Raw genomic sequence first — 15,699 nt, 5'->3', positions numbered from 1 at the left:
CACCCTACTGCCGTAACGGGGGCGTCGATCAACCGATGGCCGCCGCCCTGACGCACAGTACGTCCGGCAGGTGCGAGGCCAGCTCCTGCCAGCTGTCGCCGTCGTCCGCCGACGCGTACACCTCGCCGTTGCGATTGCCGAAGTACATGCCCGCCGGGTCCTGGCCGTCGCTCCACATCGCGTCCCGCAGCACCGTGCCGTAGTGGTCGCCCGAAGGGAGGCCCGCGCTGAGCGGCTCCCAGCTCTTGCCCGCGTCGCTCGTGCGGTAGACGCGGCATCGGTGGTCGGCGGGGACCCGGTCGATGTCGGCGTTGATCGGGAAGACATAGGCGGTGTCCGCGCGGTGCGGGTGGGCGACGACGGCGAAGCCGAAGGTGGAGGGCAGCCCCTCGCCGATGTCCGTCCAGTTCGCGCCCGAGTCGTCGCTGCGGAACACACCCCAGTGGTTCTGCAGATACAGGCGGTCCGGGTCGGCCGCGTCCCGGGCCACCTTGTGCACGCACTGGCCGAACTCCGGGTCGGGTTCGGGCAGGAAGACCGCCGAGACGCCGTGGTTCGACGGGGCCCAGCTGCTGCCGCCGTCCAGCGTGCGGAACACTCCGGCGGTGGACACGGCGACCGTCACCGCGTCCGCGTCACGGGGGTCGGTCAGGACCGTGTGCAGGCCTTCTCCGCCGCCGCCCGGCACCCACTTGTCGCGGGTGGGGTGCTCCCAGAGCGGGCGTACGAGTTCGAAGGTCTCGCCCCGGTCCCGCGACTTGTACAGCGCCGCCGGTTCCGTACCCGCGTACACGACGTCCGGTTCGGCGGCCGCGGGGTGCAGTTGCCAGACGCGCTCCAGGGAAGCGCCGGTGTCCTTGGGGAACTTGACGGCCGCCTTGGCGGGCTCCGTCCAGGTCCTGCCGAGGTCGTCGGAGTGGAAGACCGAGGGGCCGAAGTGGGAGCTGTCGCCGCCCACCAGGAGCCGGGGGGTTTCGCCGCGGGTGTCGATGGCCACCGAGTAGATGGCCTGGGCGTTGAAGTACGGCTTGTCGTCGAACTGCCAGGTGCCGGCGCCACCGCGTTTGCGGCCGATGAAGAGACCTTTGCGGGTGCCTACGGTCAGGATGATGTCGGCCATGGGTGGCCACCTCCGGACGTCGTTGTCTCAGGTATCAGCCAGTCTGCACCTCGGCACTGACAGTCACCCGCGCCCGGGACGTCCTCGCAGGTCGGCGGGGGTGTCCAGCTCGCCGGCCACCTCCGCGATCGTCTCCGGGCCGACCCGGCAGCACCCGCCGATCAGCCGCGCCCCCGCATCCCGCCAGCCGGTGACCCGGCCCGCGCTGAAGCGCTGGGGCCCCTGCCACCTCTTGGCAGCCGCGTCCCATGTCTCGCCGCTGTTGGGATAGACCACCACCGGCTTTCCGGTGATCCTCGCGGCAAGGCGCACCGCCGCGTCCGCGTCACGGGGGTCGCAGCAGTTGACGCCCACCGCGAGGATCTCGTCGGCGTCGGCCGCGAGCGCGAAGGCCTCGGTCAGCGGCTGGCCCGCGCGGGTGAAGCCGCCGGAGACCGTGTACGAGAGCCATGCGGGGACGCCCAGGCCGCGGACCGCGCGCAGCAGCGCCCGCGCCTCGTCCGTGTCCGGCACCGTCTCCAGGGCGAGGACGTCCGGCGCCGCGTCCGCAAGGACCTCCAGGCGCGGGCGGTGGAAACGCTCCAGCTCGGCCACGGTCAGGCCGTAGCGGCCGCGGTACTCCGAGCCGTCGGCGAGCATCGCCCCGTAGGGCCCCGCGGAGGCGGCCACCCACACCTCCCGGCCGACACCCGCCCCCGCGCCCCGCGCCAACTCCACGCTCAGGCGCAGCAGTTCGGCAGCGCCCGCCGAGTCGACGCCCTGCTCGGCGAAGCCCTCGAACGTCGCCTGATAGCTCGCCGTGGTGGCGATGTCCGCGCCCGCCTCGTAGTACGCCCGGTGCGCCGCCGCGATCGCCTCCGGCTCGTCGGCCAGGAGCCGCGCCGACCACAGGGCGTCGCCCAGGTCGTGCCCGGCGGCCTCCAGCTGGTTGGAGAGGCCGCCGTCCAGCACGAGCGGGCGGCGGGTCAGGGCATCCGCGAGTCTCACGCCGTCGACGCTAGCCGAGGCGCGGGCAGGGGGAAGTGGCACGCGACCTGGTGTCCCGTGCTGTTCGGGGTGCTCACCGGCGGGTCCGTGGTCGAGCACACCTCCTGGGCCACCGGGCACCGGGTGCGGAAACGGCAGCCCGAAGGGGGCTTCGCGGCCGACGGTGTCTCGCCCGCCAGGGGCGTGCGTTCCAGGCCTGCCGCCGCCTCGGGGTCCGGCAGGTTGACCGTGTCGAGGAGCCCGCGCGTGTAGGGGTGCAGCGGATGGGCGTACACCTGCTCGGCGGGGCCCGACTCCACCAGCTTGCCGAGGTACATCACGCCGACCGTGTCCGCCAGATGACGTACGACGGCCAGGTCGTGCGAGATGAACAGATAGGTCAGGCCGCGTTCCCGCTGCAGCTCCCGCATCAGGTTCAGGATCTGCGCCTGGACGGACACGTCGAGCGCGGAGACCGGCTCGTCGGCGACCACCAGATCGGGGGAGAGCGTCAACGCCCGTGCCAGGCCGAGGCGTTGCCGCTGCCCGCCGGAGAACTCGTGCGGATAGCGGTGCACGGCACCGCGCGGCAGGCCCACCGCGTCCAGGAGTCGGGCGATCCGCTCCTCCTGCTCGGCCCGGCTGCCGACGCCCTGGATGACCAGCGGCTCCCGCAGGATCTCCCCGACCCGCATGCGGGGGTCCATGGCGGCCGTGGAGTCCTGGAACATCAGCTGTACACGCCGCCGGTGCGCCCGCCGCTCGGCCCGTGACATGTCCGCCGGGTCGCCGCCGTCGAAGCGCACGCGCCCCGCCGTCGGCTCCTCCAGGCCCGCGACGATCCGCCCGAGCGTCGTCTTGCCGCACCCGGACTCGCCGACCATGCCGAACGTCTCGCCCCTGCGGATCTCCAGGGACACCCCGCCGACCGCGCTGACCGTGCCCCGGCGGCGCGAGAAGGCGCCGCCCTTGAGGGGGAACTCCTTGACCAGCGCGTCGAGTTCGAGGAGTACGTCACCGGGGGCGCCGGGGGCGGGCACGGCCGCCGGGAGCACGACCTCGTCCTCGGACGCGTCGTCCGGCACCGGGTGGAAGCACGCGAACCGGTGCGCTTGGTTCTTTTCGCCCCCCACTTCGCCCCCCACTTCATCGTCCGCGAGCGGTGGTTCCTGTGTGCGGCACTCGTCCGTGGCGAAGGTGCAGCGGGGCGCGAACCGGCACCCCGTGGGGCGCACCGCGAGGTTCGGCGGCAGGCCGGGGATGGTGTGGAGCTCGGTGCCGTTGTCCGCGGCCCGCTCGGGGAGGGAGGCGAACAGGGCCTCCGTGTAGCGGTGCCTCGGTCTGGCGAACAGGCCGCGCACGTCGGACTGTTCGGCGACTTTCCCCGCGTACATCACCGCGACGCGGTCGACCCGGTTGGCGATGACGCCCAGGTCGTGGGTGACCAGGATCATCGCCATGCCGAGCCGCTGACGCAGGCCGTCGATCAGCTCCAGGATCTGGTGCTGCGTCGTCACGTCGAGCGCGGTCGTCGGCTCGTCGGCGATCAGCAGCTTCGGCTCGCAGACCAGGGCCATGGCGATCGCGACGCGCTGGCGCATGCCGCCCGACAGTTGGTGCGGATACGCCTTCATGCGCTCGGCGGGCTGTGGCATGCCGACCAGGCGCAGCATCTCCTCGGCGCGTGCCCAGGCTTCCTTCCTGCCCAGACCGGTGCGGTGCAGCAGGAGCGGCTCGGCCACCTGCGCGCCGATCGTCATCGTGGGGTTGAGGGAGGTCAGCGGGTCCTGGAAGACCATGCCGATGGTGTTGCCGCGTACGTCCTGAAGGACGGGCGCGGGGGCCGCGGCCAGGTCCGTGCCGTCGAACAGGACGCGTCCGCCGGTGACTTCGCCGCCGGGCGGCAGGAGTCCGAGGACGCTGAGCGCGGTCATCGTCTTGCCGCAGCCCGACTCGCCCACGACGCCCAGGGCCTCGCCGGGCGCGAGTTCCAGCGAAATGCCGTCGAGGGCGTGGACGGTGCGCTCGCGCGAGGCGATGTCGACGCGCAGGTCTTCTATCGTGAGCAGAGGCTCGGTCATATCTGTTTCTCCCTTACTTCCGCAGCCGCACTTCGAACGCGTCCCGCAGCCCGTCGCCGATGAAGTTGAACGCGGCGACGACCAGGACGATCGCGATGCCCGGCGGGAAGATCAGCCACCAGTAGCCGTTCTGGGTGTAGGTGATGCCGGCCGACAGCATCGAGCCCCAGTCCGCCGACGGCGGCGGGATGCTCAGCCCCAGGAAGGCGAGATAGCTGACGTAGAGGATGGCGTCGGCGATCTGGAAGGTGCAGTTGACGATGACCGTGCCGATGGCGTTCGGCACGATGTGCTTGAACACGGCCCGCGCACCGCCGCCGCCCATCATCCGCATCGCCTGGACGTACTCGCGGTCGCGCAGCGAGAGCGCCTCGCCGCGCACCAGACGGGCGGGGGAGAGCCAGGCCACCGAGGCGATGACGAGGATGAGGACGCCCTTGCTGGGCGTGATGATCGCGGCGACCACGACGAGCAGGAACATCGCGGGGATCGCGAGCGCGGCGTCGGTGATCCGCATCATCGTTGCGTCCACCCAGCCGCCGAAATACCCGGCGACCGCCCCGTACACGGTCCCGAAGAGCGTCGCCAACAGGCCCGCCGCCAGGCCGATTTCGAGCGACGTCTGCCCGGCGACCATCAGCCGCCCGATCATGTCGTAGCCGAGGTCGGTCGTGCCCAGGAGATGGCCGGAGCTGCCCGGCGCGAGGTTGGCCTGGGTGAGGTCGGTGTGCACCTGCTCGGTGGAGTGGAGGAGCGGCCCGAGGTAGCTGAAGGCGAGGAGGAGGACCAGGACCACCACGCCCGTCAGGGCGAGTTTGTTGCCGGTGAAGACCTGGAGGGTGCGGCGGGCGAGTGAGGGCGTGGCCTGCGCGGCTTCCTCGTGCCCTGGGGTGACAGCGGCGGTCGCGGTGCTCATGCCACGCTCCGTATCCGGGGGTCGAGGACGGCGTACAGGATGTCGGTGAGCAGCGAGCCGACGACGGTGGCGATGCCGACGACGAGCGTCACGCCGAGCAGCACCGGGAAGTCGGAGCCCTGCGCCGCGTTCCAGAACAGCAGCCCCATACCGGGGTAGTTGAACATCGACTCGACGACGAGAGCGCCGCTGAAGAGGGTGGGCAGATAGAGGCCGAGCAGCGTGGCAAGCGGGATCAGCGCGTTGCGCAGCACATGCCGGACCATGATCCGGCGGTTCGACTGCCCCTTGGCCATCGCCGTGCGGACGTATTCCTCCGTGAGGTTGTCGAGGACCGCCGAGCGCATATAGCGGCTGAACATCGCCACGATGCCGAACGCCATGGTGACGACGGGAAGGATCAACCCCGTGAAGTCGCCGAGGAGTTCACCGATCGTCTCGCCCTGCGGCGCCTCCGCCGGGAGGATCGGCATCACCTGCGCGAACAGGATGATCATGATGAGGCCGAGGAAGAACACCGGCGTCGCGTACAGCAGGAAGGCGAGCCCCGTCAGCGCGTAGTCCGATGCCTTGCCGCGCCGCACGGCCTGCAGCAGACCGAGCGGCACCGCGATGATCACCGCGAGCACGGTGGACAGGACCGTCAGGAGCAGCGTCTTCGGCAGCCGCTGCTTGAGCAGCTCGAAGACCGGCGAGTTGAGCTTGAAGGACTCGCCCAGGTCGCCCGTGAACAGCCGCTTCAGATACATCACGTACTGCGCGGGCAGTGAACGGTCGTATCCCTGCTGGTGGTTGAAGTGCTCGATCTGCTGCGGGGTGCCCTTCGGGCCGAGGATGGCGCGCGCCGGTCCGCCGGGCAGCATGTGCAGGAGCGTGAAGACGATGACGGAGACCAGGAACAGCACGACGAGCGCCTGAAGGAAGCGCTTGACCAGAAAGCCGGTCACTTCTCGGCTCCCTTCTTCTTGACGTAGTACCAGTCCTGCGGCGCGAAGGTGACGGTCGGGTTCTGCCCGACACCCCGCAAGTCGTTGCGGATCACGGAGACTTGGTACGCCGGGTTGGGCATCCACATCACGGGAAGCTGCTCGGCGAGGTACTCGCCGTACTCGTGCACGGACTTCATGTCGGGGGAGTACTGCACGCCCCGGATGATCCGGTCGGCCCTCTTGTCGCTGTAGTTGCCGAAGTTGGCCGACGCGCCGGTCGAGAAGAGTTGCTCGCCGCTGGGGTTGAGCGGGTAGTACCAGCTGCCGGCCGTCCCGAAGAACGACATGTCCCAGTCGCAGCCGGGGTCCTTGGCCTTGCAGGGGACGGAGTTGCCGAGCACCGAGTTCAGCGGCTGCTGGCGCACGGTGAGATCGATCCCGGCCTTGGAGAGCGAGGACTTCAGCTCCTGCATCATGTTCGTCGTCTCGGTGGAGCCGGACTGGGAGAGCAGGGTGAGTTCGAGCGGGGCGTTCCTCGCGATGCCCTTGCCGCACTGGTCGTCGCCCGTTCCGGGGCGTACGCAGCGCGCGGTGCCGTCCTCGGTCTTCCAGCCGTGGGCCGTGAGCAGCCGACGCGCCTTGTCCACGGAGAAGGGGTACCGGTTCTTCTCCATCGCCCGGGACAGGTACTGGCTCTTGGGCGTCACCGGCACCGGGCCGAGTGTCGGCGTCGCGCTGCCCTGCCAGACGACGTCACTCATCGCCTTCTGGTCGACGAGGTGCTGCATCGCCTGCCGGATGTAGAGCTGGTCCATCATCGGGCCCGCGTGCGTGGAGTTGAAGTTGTAGACGATGTACGTCGCCGCCCAGCCCTCCCACGGATCGACGCGGTAGCCCTTCTCCTCGAACTTCCCCTTCTGCGCCATCACGGACGGCGGGATGTAGCCGTAGTCCACGCCGCCCGAACGCAGCACGTTGTACTCGGAGTCGGCGGTGGTGAAGGGCTTGAAGACGACCTTGTCCAGGTGCGGGCGCTGGGACTTCGGGCCGGTGTACTTCTCGTTCGGGACGATGGTGACCTGGCCGTTGTCACGCCACCCGGCGAGCTTCCAGGGGCCGTTGACGGTCTTCCAGAGCGGGTCGGTGCCGTAGGAGCCGAGGCTCTTGGCGTGCCGGGTGAGCCGCGCGAAGACCGCCTTGGCGCCCGCCTTCGTGCGGTCCCAGTCGGCGATCTTCCCGCCCTCGGTCTTCGCGTCCCAGGCGTGCTGGGGCATCGCGCGCATCAGGGTGAGCTGGTTGGCGGCGAACCAGTCGGGGTTGTACGCGCGGGTCAGCCGCAGCCGGACGGTGTGGTCGTCGACGGTCTCGAAGCGCTTGACGTTGTCGGGCATGGTGCCGACCGAGTAGTTGCTCCAGCTCGCCTTGTCGGCCTTGACGAGGTTGAACCAGAACTCGATGTCGCGGGCGGTGACCGGCTTCCCGTCGGACCACTTGACGCCCTCGCGCAGCGGCATGGTCACGGTCTTGTTGCCGTCGCTGAACTTCGGTTCGAGGCCCAGGGTGCTCGGGCCGTGCGTGGTCAACTCGCCCTTGTCGGCGTCCTGCACGGCGTCGTACACGGGCGTGAAGAACAGCGAGAGGATCCCGTAGTTGTACGAGCCGCCGTAGCCGGGCGCGCCGATCGGGAAGATCCAGTTCGGTGTCGCGGCGGGCGGCAGCGCCATCGTCGCGGTGCCGCCCTCGACCGGAGTGCCGCCCGTGGGCCCCATGTCGACCCGGCCGCCCTCCTGGGTGCAAGCCGTGAGCGCCGCCGCGAGGACGAGCAGCGCTGCCGCCGCGGACCTGAGTGAGCGCATGGCGATGGGCCTCCAAGGGGTACGGGACCGGCCCCGTGCCGGAGAACGACGAGGCGGCGCCCGAACGCTAGGACGCACCAGAAAACCAAGTCAATAGCTTCATTCGGCAAGAAGTTGAAAAGTCGGGAGTACTGGTCAACTTCCTTCGAGTCGCCTTAGTGTTCGTCTCGTTGTCGAACGAACATCTCGAAGCAACACCTCGAAGCAACACCTCGAAGAACACCTCGAAGAACACCTCGAAGCAGCATCGGAGCAACAGGGGGCGGCATGGCCGGAACACCACTCGGCGAACCGGGATCGGCGCAGCACATCCTGCAGCTGGTCTCCTCGGGCGCCGCGTCGTCCCGGGCCGATCTCGTACGGGAGTTGGGGCTCGCCGCGTCCACGGTCTCGCTGCGCGTCCAGGAGCTGGTCGACGCGGGGCTGCTCACCGAATCGGGCGAGGGCGCATCCCGCGGCGGCCGCCGCCCCCGCCTCCTGCGCGTCCACGCGCAAGGCGGCGTCGCCCTCGCCGCGGACCTGGGCAGCCACCACGCCCGCCTCGGCGCCGTCGACCTCGGCGGCACCGTCCTGGACGCCGTCGACCTGCCGCACGACATCACCGCGGGACCCGAGTCCGCCGTGGACTGGCTCTGCGAGCAGGTCGCCGAACTCGGCGTGCGCCAGCGGGAGTCGGGCCGCACCGTCCGCGCGCTCGGCGTCGCCTTCCCCGGCCCCGTGCAGCCCGCGGAGGGCCGCGTCCTCAGCCCGTCCCGCATGCCGGGCTGGCACCGCTACCCGCTGCGCGACGTCCTCGCCGAACGCCTCGGCATCCCCGTCACCGTCGACAACGACGCCACGATGATGGCCGTCGGCGAACACCGCACCGTACGGCCCGAACTCGACCACATGGTCGTCGTCAAGGCGGGCCGCGGCATCGGCAGCGGCGTCATCGCGGCGGGCCGCCCGCACGACGGCGCGAACGGCTCCGCCGGCGACATCAGTCACGTACGCATCGAGGCGGCGGGCGACCGGCCGTGCAGCTGCGGCAACATCGGCTGCCTGGAGACCGTGGCAAGCGGCGCGGCGCTGATCCGCGAACTCGCCCTGCAGGGCGTCGAGGTGGCGGACACCAACGAACTCCTGCGGCTCGTCGCGGACGGCGACCCGCAGGCCACCACCCTCGTCCGTACGGCGGGCCGGCACATCGGCACGGTCCTGTCCGTCGTCGTCAACTTCTTCAACCCGCAGGCCGTCGCCCTCGGCGGAGTGCTCGCCACCGCCGAGCCGCTGGTCGCCGCCGTACGCGGTGTCCTCTACGAGCGCTGCCTGCCGCTGGCCACCGCGGACCTGGAGATCACCACCACGGACGACTTCCGTCAGACCCGCGGCCAGGAACTCCTCGACCGCTACACCTGGACCCGGCCCGAGTCGGACCTGGCCTACACGGTCGAATGGGTGCCCCTGCTGCACGCGACCTCGCTGCCCGGCGGGCCGGTGGAGGCCGAGTCGTATCTGATCCTCAAGGACGAACTCGTCACGCGCATACGGGAAGCGGGCCCCCTGGACGGGCTCGTCTACGACATCCACGGCGCGATGAGCGTCATCGGCCTGACCGACGCAGAGGCCGATCTGACCGAGGCCGTGCGTGCCGCACTCGACGCCGTCGGCACCCCCGACGGCGGCCGCCCGATGATCTCGGCCGCCATGGACCTGCACGGCAACGTCTCACGCCGCTTCGCCGAGCCGGTCGACCTGCTCACCGCCCACCGCCTGGCCCCGCACGAGGACGCCTGGGAGACCCGCGAGCGCGCCGCGCGCCATCTCGTACGCTGCCTGCGCGACGGCACCCGGCCGCACCGCGCCTGGGTGCGGATCCCCGTCCTGCTGCCCGGCGAGAAGACCAGCACCCGTCTGGAGCCCGCCAAGTCGCTGTACGCCTCGCTCGCCGAGATCGAGAAGCTGCCCGGCATCCTCGACGCCGCGCTGTGGGTCGGCTACGCGTGGGCGGACGAACCGCGCTGCCAGGCCGCGATCGTCGTCACCGGCGAGGACGCCGAACTGGCCGCCGCCGAGGCCGAGAAGCTGGCACGGCGCTACTGGGAAGCGCGCCGCGACTTCGTCTTCGTCGGCCCGACCGGCGGCGCCGACGAGTGCATCGCACAGGCGGTGGCCTCGACGAAGCGGCCCTTCCTGATCAGCGACTCCGGGGACAACCCCACGGCGGGCGGCGCGGGCGACCTGGCGTACATGCTGGGCAAGCTTCTGTCGAACGACGCGATCCGCTCCGGGAAGGTCACCGCGGTCCACCCCGGCATCACCGACCCCCTCGCCGTCGCCCGCTGCTTCGAGGCCGGAGTGGGCGCCGAGGTCACCCTGAGCGTCGGCGGCAAGGTCGACGCGAACCACGGTGGGCCGTACGAACTCACGGGCACCATCGAGGCGTTGCAGCGCGCCACCGAGCAGAAGGACCGGGCCGAGGGCGGCGCCTACGACCGGGGCGTCGACATGGCGGCGGTGAAGAGCGGCGGGGTGACGGTGATCCTGGTCGAGCGCCGCAAACCCTTCCACACCCTCGCGGACTTCCTGGGCCCGGCCGACGGCGGCCTCGGCATCGACCCGCGCACCTTCGACCTGGTCGTCGTGAAGATCGGCTACCTGGAGCCCGAGCTGTACGACATGGCCGCCGACTGGCTCCTCGCCCTCACCCCGGGCGGCGTCGACCAGAACCTCCTGAGGCTCGGCCACCACCGCGTGGAGCGCCCGCTGTATCCCTTCGACGAGGACGCGTACGACACCGGGGCGGGGCCAGATCTGACGGCCATTCAACTGGTGCCGCTCGCCTGATGAGAAGGGGCTTCACCTGCCAGAACGGGTCTGCGAAAGTGATCCCTTCGAGCCGCGAACCCGACCCGGAGGAGCCCCCGTGAAGCGTGCCGCCACCCTGTCCGCCCTGGTGTGCCTGCTGGCCGTGACCGCCGCCGCGCCCGCCTCGCCCGACTCGGCGAAGCGGCCGGACCGCCACCACGGCAGCCTCCTGGACTCCGTCCCGAAGGCGGGCGTCCTGAAGGTGTGCACGACGGGTGACTACCGCCCGTTCACCCACCTCGACCCCGCCGACGGAACGTACAGCGGAGTGGACATCAAGATGGCCGAGGACCTTGCCGAGAGCCTCGACGCCAAGCCTTCCTATGTCGCGACGACGTGGGCGAACCTGACCAAGGACGTCGCGGCGGGCCGCTGCGACATCGCCGTCGGCGGCGTCTCCATCACCCTGCCGCGCGCCCGCCAGGTCTACTTCAGCGAACCGACCCGCGAGGACGGCAAGACGCCGATCATCCGCTGCGCCGACAAGGACAGGTTCGGCGAGGGCACGCTGAAGGACATCGACAAGCCCGGCACCACCGTGATCGTCAACCCCGGTGGCACGAACGAGCAGTTCGCGCGCGCCAACATCAAGCAGGCCACCATCGAACTGCACCCCGAGAACACCACGATCTTCCGGGAGATCATCGAGGGCCGCGCGGACGTGATGATGACGGACGCCAGTGAGACCCGCTACCAGTCCAAGATCCACCCCGAGCTCTGCTCGCTGCACCCCGACAAGCCCTTCACCTTCTCCGAGAAGGCGTACGCACTGCCGCGCGGGGACGAGGAGTTCAAGGCGTACGTCGACCAGTTCACGCATCTGGCGACGCACGACGGCACCTACGCGGCGTACGAGGCGGAGTGGATGGGCACGGCCTCGGGTTCCTGGACCCAGGGGATATCCCTGAGTTCGCCCCGGAGGCCGAGGTGACGGGGCCGCCCTACCTTCTTGGGCATGGAATCCTTCCGTGACCGGTGCATCCACAGCGGACAGGGTGGCCGGCTCGCCTCGACCACCACCGCCGACATCGACGAGCTCGTGGCCGGGCTCAAGGACCGGCCGCGGGTCGTGCTGCACTTCCACGGCGGGCTCATCGACGACGCGCTGGGGTTCAGGACCGCCGAACGCCTCGCGCCCGTCTACGAAGCGGCCGGGGCCGACCCCGTCTTCTTCGTGTGGAGCAGCGGACTCCTGGAGACCCTGCGGGGGAACCTGCCGCAGATCCTGAACGAGAGCGTCTTCCGTACGCTGCTCAACAGGGTCACTCGGTACGCGACAGGCATCGTCTTCCAGGAGCCGGGGCAGCGGGCCCTCGGGGTGGTGGCCACCCCTACCTCGAGGGCCGTCGCAGCGGAACTCGCCCAGGTGCGGGCCGGGCAGGAGCCGTACGCACGGCTGACCGCCCCGGCCGACGTGCCGGAACTGAGCGACGACGAACAGCGCCAGCTGGCCACCGAGCTCTCCACGGACATCGAACTGGCCGAGCGCACCCGGGAGATCGTCAACTCGGTTGCGCCCGCGCCCGCAGAGCGGGCCGCCGCGGCGCGAGACGCAATCGGGGGGCGTGCCGCGGCGGCCACACTGATGTCACCGGAGATCGTCGCCGACCTCGTGGACCGGGCGGGGGCGGGGGAACGCGCCCTGGTCAGCACCGCGTTGCTGGTCCGCAAGACCGTACGCGTGGTGGCCGCCGTCGTCGGAAGGTTCCGGCGGCGCACCGACCACGGTCTCTATCCGACGGTCGTCGAGGAGATCCTCCGCGAGTTCTACCTGGGCGCCGTGGGCGCGGCGATCTGGGACGCGATGAAGCGGCAGACCGGCGACACCTTCGCCGCAGGTGACGAGGTCCGCGCCGGACGGTACTTCCTCGACCGGTTCGCCGAACTGCTCGCCACCGGCACCCGGCCCGAGGTGACCGTCGTCGGCCACAGCGCGGGCGCCGTGTTCATCGGCAACCTCCTCGACGACATCGCCCGCAGGCGCGCCGCCGCCGACGACCCCATGCCGGCGGACTTCCGCATCCGCGACGTGGTGCTCCTCGCGCCCGCCTGCACGGTGGGCCGGCTCGTGCCCGTCGTACGCCGCCGGAGCGAACTCTTCGACCGCTTCCGGATGTTCACCATGAACGACCCGGCGGAGCGGGCCGACCACCTGGTGCCGTTCCTGTACCCGAGGTCGCTGCTCTACTTCATCTCCGGCGTCCTGGAACGCGGCCAGGACCAGAAGTCCGCCGTCGTGCCCATCGCCGGCATGCACCACTGGTACCTCGACGCGGCGGCCGCGGACCGCGACTCGGCCGACCTGCGCGACTTCCTGGCGGACGACCCCACGCGCACCGTGTGGTCACCCGCCGACGGCGGCCCCGGACTGCGCGCGGGCGCCCTCAGCCACACGGCGTTCGACGACGACCCGGACGTGCTCGCGAGCATGGCCGACATGCTCGCCGACTGACGCGACCGATGCGACCGACGGGGGAGAGATACGGATGAACGACCTGCATTACGCCGTGGTCGTCGGCATCAACCGATACCCGGCCATAGGCGACCTTCAGGGGGCGCGGGGCGACGCGTGCCGATTCCACGAGTGGCTCGTCGACCCCGGGGGAGGGGCCGTGCCCGAGGCCAACGTCCACCTGGTCACCGCGACCGAGGAGGACGAGCGCACCGACGACTTCCTCAGCGCCGTACCGACCAGGGACTACGTCGACCGGGCGCTCTACCGCTCGCACACGGCCGTGGGGAAGGCCGTCAGGGCCAGGCCCGAAGAAGAGCAGTCCGAGGCGTGGCGGGCGACCAGACTGTACGTCTTCCTGGCGGGCCACGGGTTCTCGCCGTCCAACAACAGCGACGCGGCGCTGCTCATGGCCAACGCGGCGCGGGACTACATGGGCAGCCACATCGCGGTACGCCAGTATCTGAACTGGTACGAGTCGGCGTCGCCGTTCCACGAGGTGGTCTTCCTCGCCGACTGCTGCCGCACCCGCTTCGGCGGCGTGGAGGCCTTCGCCCCGCCCTTCACCGGAAACACCGAGGCGCCCGACGACGTCGACTACTTCGTCGGCTTCGCGACGTCGCTCGGCGACCCCGCCTACGAGGAGCAGATCGCCGACCGCGACGGGGCCCGCGGGCACTTCACGACCGCGATCCTGGAGGGGCTGCGCGGCGCGAGCGTCACCCCGGCGGGCACGGTCACCTCCGACGGCCTCGCCAACTACGTCACCATGTCGGTGCGGGCCAGGACCGGGGGCGCGCTCGTGCCGCAGCAGGCCAGGTTCATCACGGGCGCCAGTGCCCCGATGGTCTTCACGCGGGGCGTGGAGGACCCGTCGGCCCCGGTGACGCTGCGCTTCCCCGAAGGCTTCCGCGGCTGGGTGCAGCTGCGGGGCGGCGCACCCGGCGAACCACCGATCAGGCTGCACGTCGACGCGGGGGAAAGCGTCGAGAAGCTCAAGCCCGGGATGTACCGCGCCATGCCGGAGAGCGTGAACGCGGTGGACTTCAGGGACGGCGGATTCTTCGAGGTAATGACAGGCGGTGGCAATGGTGTCCAGCTCTGAAGACCGGCGGCACGCACGAGAAGAGGCCGCGGCAGGGGTGCCGTTCGTCGTCATCCCGGACACCCCGTCGGTCCTCGTCACCGTCACGGACTCCGCGTTCCGCGAGGTCACGCACGCGATGGGGACCATCGACACGACGCTGCCGCCCGGCATCTACCGCATCGAGCAGCGGTTCGGCGGCGAGGTGGAGAGCCGGTTCGTCGAGGTCGGCACCGAGCCGTTCACCGAACGCCTTGCGCTGCCCCGCATGCCCACGCCCACTCCGGTCGAGGGCACCCCGACCACCCGCGAGGACCACCGCGCGGCCGCGCAGCGCTGGAGCACCCGCGCGACCCACGGCACGGGCACGCCCACCCTGATGGTGCTGATCCGCAATCTGCGCCGGGGCTGGCAGCTCGACCCGTACGCCCTGGAGGTGGCAGGCGAGGACGGCACACCCGTGGACGGCGGAGCCGGCGGCTGGGAGCCGTCGGGCGGCGAGGAATGGTCCGCCTGGAGCGGTGAACTGCCGCCGGGCGGCTACCGGTTGCGGCTGCGCAGGGAACCCGCCGACGGACTGCCCCTGGCGCAGGCCCTGCACGTGCTCGACGGGTGGACCACCCTGGTGTTCGTGAGCAACGGGCCGCAGGGACCGCAGCCCCAGTTCGCCTCCATCCAGATGGTGCGCCACGGCGCCGGCTGGCAGTCCACGGACCGCGCGCTCGGCCTCGCCCTGGAAGCGGCCCTCTCCGGACTGCGGCAGGGCATCGACCTGGTGTCGACCCGGCAGCTCGTCGAACTGCTCGACGCCAAGACCCTCAACCCGTTCATGGGGATCATCGGCGCCCACGCCCTGCTGCTGCACCCGGTGCCCGATCTGGAGCGGATCGGCACCCTGGTGGGCAACCTCATGCACGAGGCCCCGCACCATCCGGACATCGCCGCGCTCTCCACGCGGATCGGCGAACCGGTGGCACCCGTCGTCTCGCCGCCCATGCTCGCCGCGTCCTGCCGCCTGCTGGTCAAGGCGGACTCGGTCGACCCGGGGGTCCTGCGGGACGGTTCGGTGGCGGAGAGCGTGGCGGAACACGTCGTCGGGCGCGGCGTGTGGACGACCTGGGTGGAGCAGGAGCGCGGGCCGGTGGGCGTGGGGGCCCGGGACGCCCTGGTGGATGTCAATGTCGTGGCACCGAGCTCCGTCAGTCCGAAGTGGTCCAGGGAGGCCGATCCGGTCGACCGGGTCCAGCGGTACGTCATGGACATCGCGAGCGTGGAGGACAAGACCGTCGACGACGTGCTGAGCAGCCTGGAGCCGAAGGACCTGTGCCGCCGGACCGGCCTGCCCCACAAGGCGGTCGACAAGGCGATCGAGCAACTCAGGCGCCCGCAGGGGGAGCAGGGGGAGTGAGGCGCTTGGGGTGGGGGAACGGCGACGGCCGGGACGAGGA

General features: G+C 70.8%; 11 protein-coding genes and 1 pseudogene. 6 read left to right on the top strand and 6 right to left on the bottom strand.

Features of this window, described 5'->3' with window-relative positions; genetic code table 11:
- Positions 1-28: 28 nt before the first annotated feature.
- The 6 genes from E2651_RS15310 to E2651_RS15285 all read right to left on the bottom strand — a co-directional run bounded on the left by E2651_RS15310 (position 29) and on the right by E2651_RS15285 (position 7,868).
- Positions 29-1,120, bottom strand: a complete 1,092-nt coding sequence (locus E2651_RS15310; protein ID WP_135331680.1) for an exo-alpha-sialidase — start codon at positions 1,118-1,120, stop codon at positions 29-31.
- 63 nt (positions 1,121-1,183) lie between these two features.
- Complete coding sequence (gene mmuM, locus E2651_RS15305) at positions 1,184-2,107, bottom strand: homocysteine S-methyltransferase (RefSeq protein ID WP_209446156.1); 924 nt, start codon at positions 2,105-2,107, stop codon at positions 1,184-1,186.
- Positions 2,104-4,167: an ABC transporter ATP-binding protein gene (locus tag E2651_RS15300; protein WP_135331678.1), complete on the bottom strand. Its 2,064-nt coding sequence runs from the start codon at positions 4,165-4,167 to the stop codon at positions 2,104-2,106. Before E2651_RS15300 ends, mmuM begins: the two co-directional genes overlap by 4 nt.
- 13 nt (positions 4,168-4,180) lie before the next feature.
- Positions 4,181-5,083 (bottom strand): ABC transporter permease, encoded by a 903-nt coding sequence (locus E2651_RS15295; RefSeq protein ID WP_135331677.1) that lies wholly within the window; start codon positions 5,081-5,083, stop codon positions 4,181-4,183.
- Positions 5,080-6,030: an ABC transporter permease gene (locus tag E2651_RS15290; protein ID WP_135331676.1), complete on the bottom strand. Its 951-nt coding sequence runs from the start codon at positions 6,028-6,030 to the stop codon at positions 5,080-5,082. Before E2651_RS15290 ends, E2651_RS15295 begins: the two co-directional genes overlap by 4 nt.
- A complete protein-coding gene (locus E2651_RS15285) occupies positions 6,027-7,868 on the bottom strand; it encodes a peptide ABC transporter substrate-binding protein (protein ID WP_135331675.1) in 1,842 nt (613 codons plus the stop codon). The genes E2651_RS15290 and E2651_RS15285 overlap by 4 nt, the downstream gene beginning before the upstream one ends.
- 267 nt (positions 7,869-8,135) lie before the next feature.
- On the opposite strand from E2651_RS15285, the pseudogene E2651_RS45265 reads away from it, so the two are divergent.
- The 6 genes and pseudogenes from E2651_RS45265 to E2651_RS15260 form a co-directional block, all read left to right on the top strand.
- Positions 8,136-9,152 (top strand): annotated as a pseudogene (locus E2651_RS45265) (ROK family transcriptional regulator); the annotation flags it as partial.
- Between the two features lie 24 nt (positions 9,153-9,176).
- The gene (locus E2651_RS44640; protein ID WP_245238849.1) at positions 9,177-10,694 is read left to right on the top strand and encodes a M81 family metallopeptidase; all 1,518 of its coding nucleotides are present in this window, start codon (positions 9,177-9,179) and stop codon (positions 10,692-10,694) included.
- Between the two features lie 79 nt (positions 10,695-10,773).
- A complete protein-coding gene (locus E2651_RS15275; RefSeq protein ID WP_135331673.1) occupies positions 10,774-11,646 on the top strand; it encodes a transporter substrate-binding domain-containing protein in 873 nt (290 codons plus the stop codon).
- Between the two features lie 24 nt (positions 11,647-11,670).
- Positions 11,671-13,167 carry a hypothetical protein gene (locus E2651_RS15270; RefSeq protein ID WP_135331672.1) on the top strand — a complete coding sequence of 499 codons (1,497 nt, stop codon included), beginning with the start codon at positions 11,671-11,673 and terminating at the stop codon, positions 13,165-13,167.
- 34 nt (positions 13,168-13,201) lie between these two features.
- Positions 13,202-14,272, top strand: a complete 1,071-nt coding sequence (locus E2651_RS15265) for a caspase family protein (protein ID WP_135331671.1) — start codon at positions 13,202-13,204, stop codon at positions 14,270-14,272.
- Complete coding sequence (locus E2651_RS15260) at positions 14,259-15,659, top strand: hypothetical protein (RefSeq protein ID WP_167828796.1); 1,401 nt, start codon at positions 14,259-14,261, stop codon at positions 15,657-15,659. Before E2651_RS15265 ends, E2651_RS15260 begins: the two co-directional genes overlap by 14 nt.
- Positions 15,660-15,699: the final 40 nt, after the last annotated feature.

The sequence above is a fragment of the Streptomyces sp. MZ04 genome (assembly GCF_004684775.1).
GTDB lineage: Bacteria > Actinomycetota > Actinomycetes > Streptomycetales > Streptomycetaceae > Streptomyces.
The sequence above is the reverse complement of the archived record's forward strand: the minus strand, read 5'-3'. Positions and strand labels throughout refer to the sequence as shown.

What these genes read in the sequence shown, in the direction of transcription:
- E2651_RS15265 (WP_135331671.1), top strand. Translation starts at nt 13,202, where the DNA reads ATGAACGACCTGCATTACGCCGTGGTCGTCGGCATCAACCGATACCCG.
- E2651_RS15300 (WP_135331678.1), bottom strand. Translation starts at nt 4,167, where the DNA reads ATGACCGAGCCTCTGCTCACGATAGAAGACCTGCGCGTCGACATCGCC.
- E2651_RS15285 (WP_135331675.1), bottom strand. Translation starts at nt 7,868, where the DNA reads ATGCGCTCACTCAGGTCCGCGGCGGCAGCGCTGCTCGTCCTCGCGGCG.
- E2651_RS15310 (WP_135331680.1), bottom strand. Translation starts at nt 1,120, where the DNA reads ATGGCCGACATCATCCTGACCGTAGGCACCCGCAAAGGTCTCTTCATC.
- E2651_RS15270 (WP_135331672.1), top strand. Translation starts at nt 11,671, where the DNA reads ATGGAATCCTTCCGTGACCGGTGCATCCACAGCGGACAGGGTGGCCGG.
- E2651_RS15295 (WP_135331677.1), bottom strand. Translation starts at nt 5,083, where the DNA reads ATGAGCACCGCGACCGCCGCTGTCACCCCAGGGCACGAGGAAGCCGCG.